This is a genomic window from Bacillus rhizoplanae, assembly GCF_917563915.1.
Taxonomy (GTDB): Bacteria; Bacillota; Bacilli; order Bacillales; family Bacillaceae_G; genus Bacillus_A; species Bacillus_A rhizoplanae.
In genome coordinates this window covers 1-12,760 of record NZ_CAKJTI010000012.1, presented here as the reverse complement: position 1 = coordinate 12,760, position 12,760 = coordinate 1, and the positions used below count along the sequence as shown (strand labels likewise).

The window sequence follows — 12,760 nt, the reverse complement described above, 5'->3', positions numbered from 1 at the left end:
TAAAGAGGTTATGAAAATGGATAAAGTATACAACGATTTATTGAACATATTAGATGATAATAAAGTTAAAAAAGATGAACCGTTAAAACGATACACTTTCACTAAAACGGGTGGAAATGCGGATTATTTTGTTTTACCTACTACGTATCAAGAGGTACAAAACGTAATAAAATATGCAAATCAAAATAATATAGATTTCACTATTTTAGGTAATGGTTCAAACATAATTATTAAGGATGGCGGCATTAGAGGGATTGTTCTGAATTTAACTAAATTGACTGATATCTCATTGAAAGATAATAAGATAATTGTTCAAAGCGGGGCAACCATTATTGATACTTCTAGATTTGCATTGAAAAATCATCTAACTGGATTAGAATTTGCTTGTGGTATTCCAGGAACAGTTGGCGGAGCAGTATATATGAATGCGGGAGCATATGGTGGCGAAGTATCACATGTTATTGAAAGTGTATTAGTTATAACTAGAGATGGCGAAATTCTTAATTTAAATAAAAATGATTTAGAATTAGAATACAGAAACAGTTGCATTTCTAGAAAAGGATATCTTGTGTTAGAAGCGACATTTGATTTACAAGAAGGTGAATACAGTATAATCAAAGAAAAAATGGATGAATTGACATTTTTGCGTGAATCAAAACAACCATTAGAATATCCTTCTTGTGGCAGTGTTTTTAAACGCCCTCCAGGTATGTTTGCTGGTAAGTTAATTCAAGATAGCGGGCTGCAAGGAAAACAAATAGGAGATGCCCAAGTATCTACTAAGCATGCTGGATTTATCGTAAATGTAGGTGAAGCTACAGCGAGTGATTATGTAAAACTTATCCGATATGTGCAGGAAAAGGTAAAATCCCAATTTAACGTAGAATTAGAAACAGAAGTAAAAATTATTGGAGAAGATTTAGTATCTTAATAGTAAGCGCCTCTCGAAATGAGAGGTGTTTTTTATTTGGGATAAATAAGTATAAAGAATTAGACCTGTTGTTAAAAAATAATCTTGATTGGACATTTGTACGTTTACCATTTGTAGTAGAAGGAGTTGCTACTAGCAGAATAAAAGAGAGTTTGACAGATATGCCGGGTATAAAGATTCATAATGGTGATATTTCTGATTTTTTAATTAGGCAAATTTTCAGTCCTTTATATGTAAGAAAATGTCCTTTCATTGCTAATTAATAGTTTGTAGTCGATTAATTGTTTCCCTATTTCCCTTTATGGTATAAGTACTGTATCAGCAAGAAAGCGAGATTCTCTGAAGAAATTAGGAACCTTTTTTGTATATTTTAATATCCTTTTATTGTAAAATATTTATTGATAGGAGGAGTGTACATGAAATTTGAAGATAACAGAATACTAGGGATTCAGTTAGGTGCTTTACTAGTGACAGAGAATCATAGATATTTAGTGATAAAGAAAAATGATCATTATTCTCTACTTAATATTGAAACAATGGAATGCAGTATATTAGAAGTAGCATTGGAACATATTGAAGAAGTGATGGCAGAGGATTTGCAGGAAACAGTCAAACAAATTATTCCTGCTGAGCATTTGAAACTTGTTGCGAAGAATATTGTATGAAAGGGCGTCTTTCAAATGGATAATACTGAATATTTCGTTATTATTGATTTGGAATCGTTACAAGTGAAATTTGAATCTCTGCTACAAGCAGAGATTCAATGTAGTAAGGAGCTTGAGAGTTGGTTAAAGCGTCAGATTATTAGATGAAATAGATGGACAATTAAAATAACATTATATTCAGTTTTAATGAACACTTAAATCAGTAAAAGTAGTGTATGAAGCAGCAGGTATTCGTTTTGATTTTTCGGCGCAAACAATTATAGAGTTAATGGAGTTATTTGAAAAAGAATAGAAGAGCTAAGTAAAATGTAAGCACGTAGAAAACAAGAAATATTTATCGCATAACAATATTATGTAAACTATGCAAACTATGTACAAGTTGTAAATTTAACAATAAGAAGTATGAGATTAATTGTTTGGAAAGATAGAACCTTTATATTATTGATAGTAATTATAATACTGAAAATTCGGGGTGGATTATAATGGAATGCTTAATAGGGGATGTAAAAGTTCATTATGAGATTTATGGTTCTGGAAAACCAATTATTATGCTTCATGGTTTTTCTCCTGATCATAGACTAATGTTAGGGTGCATGGAACCTGTTTTTGTAAAAAGAGAAGGTTGGAAACGAATTTATATTGATTTACCAGGAATGGGACAAACGAAGGGGAACGAATCTATTCAAAACTCAGATGGAATGTTAGAGCTTGTTTTAAAATTCATAGATACGATTATTCCAGACGAATCTTTCTTAATTGCAGGCGAATCCTATGGTGGATACATAACTAGAGGAGTTATATCCAAAAGAAAAGAAAAAATAGATGGAGCAGCATTTATTTGTCCTATGATTATTCCGGATATAAACAAGAGACAGCTTCCTTCACATACCGTTATTTACCAAGATGAAAAGTTTTTATCTCAGTTAAGTACGGAGGAACGTGAGAATTTCAGTTTGAAATTTGTAGCACTTAACGAAAATAATTGGCAACGTTATCTTGAAGAGATTATATCAGGTATTAAAATAGCAGATGAGGCGTTTTTAACAAAAATAATGGAGCAATATGCTTTTTCATTTGATGTGGATAGCCAGTTATCCCTGTATGAAAAACCAAGTCTCTTTTTATTGGGAAAACAGGATTCAGTAACAGGCTACAAGGATGCTTGGAAGATTCTTGATAAATTTCCTCGTGCTACTTTTGCTGTTTTAGATAAAGCGGGACATAACTTACAGATTGAGCAGGATGTTTTATTCCATTCGTTAATAAATGAATGGTTAAATAGAGTAGAAGAAAATATTGTGGTTTTTGAATAACATTTAATAATTTGTAAAAGAAATGATTAAAAATCCTGTTTCATGCAGGATTTTTTCTTATTAAATTAATGTATGTAATTTAGTGAAACTATTAAAAATGAGTGGTCATTCATTCATTTTTGTGCTAAACTAAAAATAAAGAATATTCAAAATAAAGGAGAGGAATATGGTTATTAAAACAGGTGATGTTTTTACATGGGAAAGAACTTTTACTGAAGAAGATGTTTTGCAGTTCGGAAGTTTTTCAGGCGACCAAGGTAGGCATCATATTGAACATGATGAAAAAGGTCGTTTAGTGGTGCAAGGTTTATTAACTGCAAGTATAGGAACGAAAATTGGTGGTGATGTAAATTACATCGCAAGAGAAATGGTAAGTGAATTTATTCGACCTGTTTTTACTGGAGATACCATTACATGCGAAATAACTCTTACAAATGTTGAACAAATGGAAGGTTTTAAAAAGGTAGAAATAAGGTCAGTATATCGCAATCAAAATGGGAAAGAAGTAATGCTAGGTTCAAGTCGTGGAATCATTCGAGATTGAACATTCTAAAATTGAAAATATGTGTTAATGGAATTTTTTGTATAAAAAGAAATTAAGTGCCATACTATATATGAGTATAATGCGGGCTAGTAAAGCTAGCCTTTTTTCATTTCATTTAAATGTTTCATACGGATTTATATGATTGTGGAACAAAGGCGTTAATCCTCTGAAGTATTCAGGGGTTATTTTTTTAGCCAATACTGATTGTTATGATAGAGAATTCTCTGAACCATTAACGTATTCATGTAAACTAGAAAATTTTGTAGCAATTGGAGTGACCATCCAGACACTTCTTGATCTTCTAGAGAATTTTACTATTCTTTCCGTAAAAGATGTAGTTGTTAACAAAGTTTCAATCTTCAACGGTGTTAAGTCCTTCATTAACCTCTCTACGGACTTCCTCAAAGTGTAGATAATCACATAAAAAATGGTCTTAATTGCTTTCTCCAACTCACATAGAGCTTGATAGATAGGGTGCTTGGCATCTCTCGTAAATCGCTTTAAAATTGCTTTCGTTGATGTGGTCCCTAATCGCAAAGCATTCGCAAACTTAATAATTTGCTCATACTGTTGACGAATAATATCCCAGTTAATGTGCTTCCGTAAGACGAGCTGCAAGTGAGGGGATTCCTCATTCATCCAGCTTCAGGTCGATACAATTTCTGAGATCCAATATTTTTGAAACGTAGTATCAGCTTAAAATCAAGCAAATAACAAAAGGCAAAGGCGACAACACTTTGTCCATGCGTGTCGACATAATTTCGATCTATTTCCATGTTTGTACCATGCTGAAGCCCCCTCCAACATGGCGGCCCCTCTTTTCGAATATTAGTAATACTTACTTACAAATTAAAATCTTTAATTTTATTTAATTATAATTTATGAGTATACTTTATGTAATAATATTTTGAATATTCACAATAGTGGGTATTCTGATACTTACATATGAATAAAGGGGTGAATCATGCAATGAGCTATAATTTAGATGAAAATTTGAAAAGAAGTGCAAGTAGTTTCCCAGACAGTATCGCTTATATCTATAGAGATAAAAGTGTTACTTATACAGAACTAAATCAGCAAGTGGATCGATTAGCTGCTGGTTTGTCTGCCCGAGGAATCGGGAAGGGAGATGGAGTGGCCCTTTTATTAGGAAATAGCCCTGAATTTCTCATTACGTACTATGGCATTTTACGACTAGGTGCATTTGTTGTTCCGATGAATCCTATGTATACCAAAGAGGAAATCAATTACATTTTAGAGGATAGTCAAGTTAAAGCGGTTATTGCTCACGTATCTGTAGAACCGAAGTTATCAGAAGTAAAAGGACAATTGAAAAATCTAAAGCTAGTCATTTATACAGATGCCAAGGATCAGGAATGGGCATGGGAGCAACTGATGGAAACAAGCAATGATGTTTGCCTAAGTCCTTTTATTGATCAGGAAGATCTTGCAGTCATTCTATACACATCAGGAACAACAGGGAAACCAAAGGGTGCGATGTTATCGCATCGGAATTTGGCTTCGAATGCAGACGCCATTTCAGAATTAATTGAACTCCATGATAAAGATTGTGTAGTATCTGTTCTACCAATGTTTCATGTTTTCTGTATGACTATTTGTCTGAATGCGCCAATTGCTTGCGGGGCAACTGTCCTGATAATACCTAAATTCAGCCCTCTTGATGTGGTCCGTACCATTCGAGAAAAAAAGGCAACAGTGTTTGCTGGAGTTCCTACGATGTACAATTTTATCTTTCAATTGCCTGAATCCACTGCGGAAGATTTCTCATCTATTCGCTTGTGTATCTCTGGCGGTGCCTCGATTCCGGTCGAGCTGCTACAAAAATTTGAAAACAAGTACAACGTTTTTATCTTGGAAGGGTATGGGCTTTCGGAAACTTCTCCTCTCGTTGCTATTAATCCTTTAAATGGAACCCGCAAGCCAGGATCTATCGGTCTAGATATACCAGGCGTCAAGAGCAAAATTGTCAATGAGGACGGAAAAGAATTGTCGAGAGGAGAAGTCGGAGAATTAGTAGTTCAAGGGCCAAATATAATGAATGGATACTTGAGGATGCCGGAAGCTACATCAGCTGCCTTTATAGATGGATGGTTTTACACTGGTGATCTAGCAACAATGGATGAAGAAGGATACATCTACATCGTTGATCGCAAGAAGGACATGATTATTGTTGGTGGATATAATGTATATCCTCGTGAAGTGGAGGAAGTTCTGTATCAACATCCTGCTGTTGTAGAGGCGGCCGTAATCGGAGTTTCCGATGGAGAATACGGAGAAAACGTAAAAGCTTATGTCGTAGTTAATGATGAGCAGATCACCATGAATGACATTGTCAGATTCTGTCAGGGTAAGCTGGTGAAGTACAAGCTTCCTAAACAAGTGGAATTTTCTAAAGAGTTACCTAAAAACTCAACAGGGAAAATTTTGCGCAGAGAGTTGAGACAATTGATTGAAGTTAAGTAAGAAACTAACTAATCATATTATTGAAGGAGGATTATGTATGTCGTCTATTTTAAAGGAAAAAGTTCAAGGACCAGTAGCATGGAAAGGTATGGATTTAGCTAAAGATGATTCATGGATTTATTATTTGTCCGAGAAAATGATTGTATCTCTTGAAAGCGCTTTAATTCATGTTAAACAAAAGGGGTTAAAAGCACCTAATTTTAACAAGGAGGACTTCCCGATTCCGAATCTCTCTGACGAAATTGCTTACTTTGTTGAAGAACTAGAGAATGGGAGGGGGTTCCTATTAATTCGTGGATTACCGATGGAAAGGTATACGGATGAAGAAGCGAGCATCATTTATTGGGGTCTCGGACTTCACATGGGCATTCCGGTATCGCAAAACGCAAATGGTGACCTCTTAGGGCACGTCATTGATCAAGGTCTTAGCTTAGAAAATTCAAATGTACGCGGTTACCAAACGAAACTGCATCTTCCTTTTCACGCAGATGGATCTGATGTCGTCGGATTATTAAGCCTTCGAAAAGGGAAATCTGGAGGGTTCAGTAGTATCATAAGTTCAATGGCTGTTTATAATGAAATTCTGGAGAAATACCCAGAGTATCTTGGAATTCTCTGTCGTCCATTCATGTTTGATCGTCGTGGTGAGGAAGCGCCAGGTGAATCGCCGGTATTTACATCACCAATTTTTAGTTATTATGATGGTAAATTGAGCTGCAGATATGTCCGTACATTTATAGAATCAGCACAAGCGAAAACAGGTATCCATTTGTCAAAAGTTGAAATTGAAGCGTTAGACATACTGGATTCCCTCCTTCATGATGAAAATATGCATTATAATATGATGTTGGAAGAAGGTGATATGCAATTCGTCAATAATTATACAGTTCTTCACTCACGTACTCAATACGAAGACTATGAAGAACCGGAACGCAAACGTCATTTATTAAGATTGTGGCTCACGATGCCAAATGGCCGAGAAATTGCACATGATTTCGCGATGTTTATTGATGAGAAAACAGGTAAAGCGGGTCGCGGCGGTATTCCTGTCCGTGGAAAAACATCTGGCGGTATTGTAGAAAACTTGAAGTAATTGGGTTTAAATCCGAAAGACTTACCTTTATAAACCGTTTCATAAGAACACCAATTGATTCATGTGATGGGGAGCACCTTTTCAGATGTCAGGAAAAGGTTTTCCCTTGATGGTAAAAATAAGGGGGATTTATACGTTGAGCACTCCAAAATATTCTTGGATTATATTATTATTTCTAGTTGCTTCCGGTATGATCAACCAAGTTGATAAAATTGTTATTGGTTTGGTTTCCGTTCCCCTAATGAAAGAGTTACATTTAAGTCCTTCACAATGGGGATTGGTGGGAAGTTCCTTCTTTTGGTTCTTTACCTTTTCCTCTATCATTCTTGGTGGTATGGCCGATTCCAAAAACACGAAAAAAATGTTAACTTGGATGTCACTTACATGGTTGATTGTTCAATTTCTCACACCTTTTGTTTCCAGTCTGTCTCTGCTAGTCTTTACAAGAATGATCTTGGGAGCAGGCGAAGGTCCAGCCCCTGCCCTATCAACGGCAATAATGGGAAAATGGTTCCCAAAACACAGACATGGTATAGGCTTTGGCGCTGTTCTGTTAGGAACAACAGGCGGATCAGCGATTGCTTCGCCATTATTAATCTCCTTAATCGATCAATATGGATGGAGATCTGCTTTTATAGCTATGGGGATTGTTGGACTTATTGTGCTAGTTTTATGGGTCATTTTCGGTAAAGAAAGTCCACAAGAAATTGGGTTGCCTTCATTTCATCAAGAGGAGCAGCATTCATCAACCCTTTCTAAAGTTTCTTGGCGTCAGTTTCTTCCGTATCTTTTGTCTAAAAATTTTATTTTTACCGTTTTGTGTGGAGGTTGTGCTTATTGGTTATTGTCCGTTCAAGCGATATGGTTTCCGGCATACTTTACTAAAGTTCAACATTTTGATGGTCAAACATTAAAATTAGCTGTGTCTTTACCTTTTCTTTTCGCTGCCGTTTGCCAAATTGGATTTTCCATGCTATCAGACCGGATTTATCGCAAAACTGGGGATATTCGTAAAGCACGAATCAATCTTGCCGGTTCCATGATGGTACTATCTGCTCTTTGTGTATATTTGGCAAATGCTGTGAATTCAACTGCTATATCCATCCTGTTTTTTACCCTGGCTCCAGGTTTTGCATATGTCATTCTTTCACTTGCACCCGCAATATTAATGGATTTTTTTTCTCCCAAAAACATCGGAAAAGCACAAGGGACGTTCATTGCTCTTTCAAGTTCAACAAGTATTATTGCCCCACTCGTATTCGGGTATTTTATTCAATATGCAGCGACTGAGGCAATGGGATATCGTTATGGGTTTCAAGTAACTGCTTTGGGTATGTTTGTTATCGGATTATTGTTTTGGATTGTTGTACGTCCCGCAAAGCAAAGTCACACAACGATAAAAGCAGAGGGGCAAGTGAGCATTTAAAAGATTTACAGTCAATAAGGGTACAGCTATAACTTCAACGAAGGATTTTCTTAATTAGTGAATATACTAAATTGAGGAAAGATGACCATAACTATGTTGATTAATCATTTGATCAATGAATCTATTACTTAGTTTTTTTGAAAGGGTTAGTTTGTGAGATTGGAAGACGGTATATATTAATAAAACTTAATTATAAGTTAAAAATAATAATTTTACTTAATTAATAATTATGAATATACTGAAGAAAAGAAAATTCAAAATATTCAGTCACAACACTTATGTAAACGCTATTAATGTTTTGGGAGATAGCGAGAAGTCCGGGGCCAAGAACGATTAAGATGTTTCGCTTTTCTTCATTGTTAACGCTAAAAAAATTCAGTCATCTTAAGTAAGAAAATAACCAAATTAATAAAGGAGGATTATTTATGTCGATCATTGTAAAGGAAAAAATTCAAGGGCGTTCAGCGTGGAAAGGTATTGAACTAGCTAAAAATGATTCATGGATTTATTATTTGTCCGAGAAAACGATTGCTGCACTTGAGAAGGCTGTATTACATGTTCAACAAAAGGGATTAAAAGCACCTGATTTTAGAAAAGAGGATTTCCCGATTCCTGATCTCGCTGACGAAATCAAATACTTTGTCGACGAACTGGAGAATGGAAGAGGGTTTCTATTGATTCGCGGATTGCCAATGGAACGGTATACTGATGAAGAAGCAAGCATCATTTACTGGGGTCTCGGATTTCACTTGGGACTGCCGATCATCCAAAGCAAAACTGGGGACCTCTTAGGGCATATCAAAAACATAGGTAAAGACTTTAATGATAATACAAAAGTAAGAGGTTACCAAACAAATGTGCATCTTGACTATCACACAGATCTTGCTGATGTGGTCGGATTACTATGTCTTCGCAAAGCGAAATCTGGTGGTTTAAGCAGTATCGCTAGTGCAATGTCTATCTATAATGAAATTCTGGAGAAGCACCCAGAGTACCTTGAAATTCTTTATCGTCCATTCGCCCATGATCTTCGTGGGGAAGAAGCACTAGGTCAATCTTCGGTAGTTCAATCACCAATCTTTAGCTATTACGATGGTAAATTGAGCTGCAGATATATGCGCCAATATGTCGAATCAGCACAAATGAAAACAGGTATCTCTTTGTCGAAAGAGGAAATCGAAGCATTTGATTTTATAGATTCCCTTACTCATGATAAAAACTTTCATATTGATATGATGATGGAACCAGGTGATATGCAATTCGTTAATAATTATGCGGTTTTTCATTCACGTACATTATTTGAAGATTATGAAGAAGATGACCGCAAACGTCATTTATTAAGATTGTGGCTCATGATGCCAAATGGCCGAAAAATTGCCCCAGATTTCGAGTTTTATATCGGAGGAGCACCTGTAATTAGATAAAAAGCTGGTGGTAACGTTAATCACCAATATCTCTTATATCAAGTTGTATGGTGATTTTATTCATCGAAATAAGGTGAATAAAATCACCATTGTATGTTTTTTTATGATGAAGTGAATGTGAGCGTTTCAGGATCGGAATCAAGGTTTAAGAAATAGCCGAGTTAATTTTAAAATAAATTGAAGTGAGGATGATGTTTCATGGCAAATTTAGATCCGCAAGCAGAAAAATATTTACAAGCATATAATCAGATGCCGCCTATTCACGAGATGGATCCTAAGGCAGTAAGAGATATGTTGTCCAATGCACCGCGCCCTGCTGTAAAATTAGATCCAGTTTCAAAGGTAGAGAACTTGATGATACCGGTAAGCAAAGACGAAGAAATCAAATGTAGGGTATACATACCGGAGGGGAAAGGTCCCTTCCCGATATTTATTTACTACCATGGCGGAGGATGGGTTCTAGGAGACATTGAAGTGATGGATGCAAGTTGCCGAATGATAGCAAATAGAACGGCTAGTATTGTTGTATCTGTAAACTATCGTCTTGCTCCAGAGTATAAGTTCCCGACTCCAGTCGAAGACGCATATGCGGCATTGGAATGGGTTTATGAAAAAGGGCCCTCCTTTAACGGAGATGTTACTAGATTGGCGGTCGGAGGGGATAGCTCAGGTGGAAATCTAGCGACAGTAGTAACTATGATGGCGAGAGACAGAAAAGGTCCCGACATCGCTGCACAGGTCTTAATCTACCCTGTGACAAATCTTGAGTTTAATACGGAATCCCATCAAACATTTGCAAAAGGATTTGGTCTGGATCGCGAACAGTTGATTTGGTTCCGTAATCATTATTTAAGGAATGATGAGGACAGGTATAATGAATACGCTGCTCCTTTGGTTGCTGAAGATTTAAGTGGTCTCCCGCCAGCAATCGTGATTACAGCAGAAAATGATGTGCTTCGGGATGAAGGAATGGCTTATGCTGAACGTCTGAAAAAATTTGGTGTGCAAGTTGAGTATGCATGTGAACTCGGTATAGTCCACGGCTTTTTTGCACACATGGCTATATTCTCTAAGAGCATTGAATCAACTGTTTCTAAGATCGACAAGTTCTTGAGTACCACTAAATATACAATAGGGATAGATTGGAATTCAAAAGTTTAAAAAAAACGAGCCTCAGCTTTTAGCGAGGCTCGTTTTTTAAATACACTATTATTGGTAATCTACGAAACAGTTACAATATCAATCCTAGCTTTTTAGTAAAAAACGGTATCTCCAATTCCGCCGGTTACCGAAATGACATCACCAGTAATCGATGCCGCCAAAGGTGAAGCTAGGAAGGTAATGACATTAGCAATTTCTTCTACTGTAATCAAGCGGCCGAGTGCATTGAGTGCTGCCATCTGACGCACAGCCTCTTCGTTAGTGACTCGGTTTCTAAACATTTCCGTATCGACAATCCCTGGATAAACAGCATTGACGTTAATTCCGTGCTTTCCTAATTCCATTGATGCGGATTTTGTTAAATGGACAACAGATGCATTACGCGGACCGGAACTAAAATAATTGCCGCCAATTCTGGCAGCCAGGCCACTTATACTTATAATACGTCCCCAATTATTTTCTATCATATAAGGAGCAACAGCTCGGATACAACGAAAATAGCCCATATACTTTTCTTCAAAATCTTTCAAAATAAGTTCATCTTTAATACTATTAAAATCCTCTGGCTCAAAGCCGCCAACACGGGCTCCACTGTTGATTAAAATATCAATGCTTCCCATTGCTGCTGCTGATTTTTCAACTAAATTTAGGATAGAGTCAGGATCAGTGGTATCTGCCACAATTGGATAGATATTTCTTTTTGTTTCTTGAGCTAATTCCTCTGCAGTGATTTTTAGTGAGGATTCGTTTCTTGAACAAATCGTACAATCTACACCTTCCAGAGCCAACTGGCGGGCAACAGCTTTACCAATCCCTCGGCTTCCTCCAACAATAAGTGCTTTTTTTCCGGATAACTTTAAGTCCATAGTTCAACCTCCTGTTTCGATTTAACCGTAAAAGACCAAACTCGAAAGTGATTTTTTTTGAATATTAACTCATTTATACTTTTAATTCTACTGATAAATTATAATTAAATAAAATTAAAGATTTTAATTTGTAATTAAGTACTACTAATATAAAATAGAAAAAACTATTTTGTAAATAAAATAGAACCGATACCTTAGTAAAATGTATCGGTCTTTTATTTTTCTTGTACAATCGAATAGGTTCCTCAAGAGGGCGGCTCACTCCTATGCTCGTTTATCCCGCATTAACGGGCAGTAAGACCCCCACCTCAAAATTGAGAGAAGCGAAGGAGATAGGGGGATAACTGCCCGTAAAAGCCCGATTGGTTAACCATCAGTGGGGGATGAAGAAAACCCCACTGATGGAAGTTTCACTTTATTGAGGGAAGGGGAGAGATACATGACAATATTTGAAGCGCTGAATCTGCAGAGTTACATATGGATAATCATGTCTAAAAGCGACTATAGCTTTTACCAGTAATGTCATCAATCCGGGGGAAGAAGATATTTTTAGTTCCCCTACTTTCGTGGAATTGAATAAGTTGGCTGTCTCTTTTGTTTCCTCAAGCTTTCTTAGTACCCCAAAGACAAGTATTAGACTGATTCTACCTTTATCGGTTGGTACAGCACCGTGTCCCCAGGAGCGATTAAAAAATTTTAGTCTTAATTCCTTTTCTAAGCTGGCAATGGGTTGGCTGCTTGTGGATTTGGTCACATGAAGATTCCATGCTGCTATAGTCAGAGAACTGAGTTTTGTGACTTGAACAATATGTTGTAATTGAATATTAATAATACTTACTTACACATTAAAATC

Annotated in this window: 11 protein-coding genes and 2 pseudogenes; 10 read left to right on the top strand and 3 right to left on the bottom strand. The window is 36.3% G+C overall.

Features of this window, described 5'->3' with window-relative positions; translation table 11 throughout:
- The first annotated feature begins 10 nt into the window (after nt 1–10).
- The 5 genes and pseudogenes from murB (at nt 11) to LRP84_RS12815 (ending at nt 3,453) form a co-directional block, all read left to right on the top strand.
- The gene (gene murB, locus LRP84_RS12835) at nt 11–931 is read left to right on the top strand and encodes a UDP-N-acetylmuramate dehydrogenase (protein ID WP_230575438.1); all 921 of its coding nucleotides are present in this window, start codon (nt 11–13) and stop codon (nt 929–931) included.
- Between the two features lie 44 nt (nt 932–975).
- Nucleotides 976–1,194 (top strand): annotated as a pseudogene (locus LRP84_RS12830) (NADH-flavin reductase); the annotation flags it as partial.
- Between the two features lie 153 nt (nt 1,195–1,347).
- A complete protein-coding gene (locus tag LRP84_RS12825; protein ID WP_230575437.1) occupies nt 1,348–1,596 on the top strand; it encodes a hypothetical protein in 249 nt (82 codons plus the stop codon).
- A 482-nt stretch (nt 1,597–2,078) separates the two neighbouring features.
- Nucleotides 2,079–2,909 (top strand): alpha/beta fold hydrolase, encoded by an 831-nt coding sequence (locus LRP84_RS12820; protein WP_230575436.1) that lies wholly within the window; start codon nt 2,079–2,081, stop codon nt 2,907–2,909.
- Nucleotides 2,910–3,075: 166 nt separating this feature from the next.
- Nucleotides 3,076–3,453, top strand: coding sequence for an FAS1-like dehydratase domain-containing protein (locus tag LRP84_RS12815; RefSeq protein WP_230575435.1), 378 nt, complete (start codon nt 3,076–3,078; stop codon nt 3,451–3,453).
- A gap of 111 nt (nt 3,454–3,564) precedes the next feature.
- Here the strand turns inward: LRP84_RS12815 and LRP84_RS22575 are convergent.
- Nucleotides 3,565–4,278, bottom strand: a pseudogene (locus tag LRP84_RS22575) (Tn3 family transposase); the annotation flags it as partial.
- A 144-nt stretch (nt 4,279–4,422) separates the two neighbouring features.
- Between LRP84_RS22575 and LRP84_RS12805 the strand changes: the two are divergent.
- From LRP84_RS12805 to lipP1, 5 genes are all read left to right on the top strand, one after another.
- Nucleotides 4,423–5,937: a long-chain-fatty-acid--CoA ligase gene (locus LRP84_RS12805; RefSeq protein WP_230575434.1), complete on the top strand. Its 1,515-nt coding sequence runs from the start codon at nt 4,423–4,425 to the stop codon at nt 5,935–5,937.
- Between the two features lie 37 nt (nt 5,938–5,974).
- Complete coding sequence (locus tag LRP84_RS12800; RefSeq protein WP_230575433.1) at nt 5,975–7,030, top strand: TauD/TfdA family dioxygenase; 1,056 nt, start codon at nt 5,975–5,977, stop codon at nt 7,028–7,030.
- Between the two features lie 85 nt (nt 7,031–7,115).
- Entirely contained in the window at nt 7,116–8,456 is a 1,341-nt protein-coding gene (locus tag LRP84_RS12795) for an MFS transporter (RefSeq protein WP_230575432.1), read from the top strand.
- Between the two features lie 425 nt (nt 8,457–8,881).
- Entirely contained in the window at nt 8,882–9,880 is a 999-nt protein-coding gene (locus LRP84_RS12790; RefSeq protein ID WP_230575431.1) for a TauD/TfdA family dioxygenase, read from the top strand.
- Between the two features lie 198 nt (nt 9,881–10,078).
- Nucleotides 10,079–11,041, top strand: a complete 963-nt coding sequence (gene lipP1, locus LRP84_RS12785; protein ID WP_230575430.1) for a LipP1 family hormone-sensitive lipase — start codon at nt 10,079–10,081, stop codon at nt 11,039–11,041.
- A 92-nt stretch (nt 11,042–11,133) separates the two neighbouring features.
- Here lipP1 and LRP84_RS12780 read toward each other — a convergent pair whose 3' ends face one another.
- Nucleotides 11,134–11,907, bottom strand: a complete 774-nt coding sequence (locus LRP84_RS12780; protein WP_230575429.1) for an SDR family NAD(P)-dependent oxidoreductase — start codon at nt 11,905–11,907, stop codon at nt 11,134–11,136.
- A gap of 415 nt (nt 11,908–12,322) precedes the next feature.
- Nucleotides 12,323–12,715: a LysR family transcriptional regulator gene (locus LRP84_RS12775; protein ID WP_302850593.1), complete on the bottom strand. Its 393-nt coding sequence runs from the start codon at nt 12,713–12,715 to the stop codon at nt 12,323–12,325.
- Between the last annotated feature and the right edge of the window lie 45 nt (nt 12,716–12,760).

Bases quoted from the DNA above. Each gene is read 5' to 3' on its own strand.
- murB (WP_230575438.1), top strand. From the start codon at position 11: ATGAAAATGGATAAAGTATACAACGATTTATTGAACATATTAGATGAT.
- LRP84_RS12825 (WP_230575437.1), top strand. From the start codon at position 1,348: ATGAAATTTGAAGATAACAGAATACTAGGGATTCAGTTAGGTGCTTTA.
- LRP84_RS12820 (WP_230575436.1), top strand. From the start codon at position 2,079: ATGGAATGCTTAATAGGGGATGTAAAAGTTCATTATGAGATTTATGGT.
- LRP84_RS12815 (WP_230575435.1), top strand. From the start codon at position 3,076: ATGGTTATTAAAACAGGTGATGTTTTTACATGGGAAAGAACTTTTACT.
- LRP84_RS12805 (WP_230575434.1), top strand. From the start codon at position 4,423: ATGAGCTATAATTTAGATGAAAATTTGAAAAGAAGTGCAAGTAGTTTC.
- LRP84_RS12800 (WP_230575433.1), top strand. From the start codon at position 5,975: ATGTCGTCTATTTTAAAGGAAAAAGTTCAAGGACCAGTAGCATGGAAA.
- LRP84_RS12795 (WP_230575432.1), top strand. From the start codon at position 7,116: ATGTCAGGAAAAGGTTTTCCCTTGATGGTAAAAATAAGGGGGATTTAT.
- LRP84_RS12790 (WP_230575431.1), top strand. From the start codon at position 8,882: ATGTCGATCATTGTAAAGGAAAAAATTCAAGGGCGTTCAGCGTGGAAA.
- lipP1 (WP_230575430.1), top strand. From the start codon at position 10,079: ATGGCAAATTTAGATCCGCAAGCAGAAAAATATTTACAAGCATATAAT.
- LRP84_RS12780 (WP_230575429.1), bottom strand. From the start codon at position 11,907: ATGGACTTAAAGTTATCCGGAAAAAAAGCACTTATTGTTGGAGGAAGC.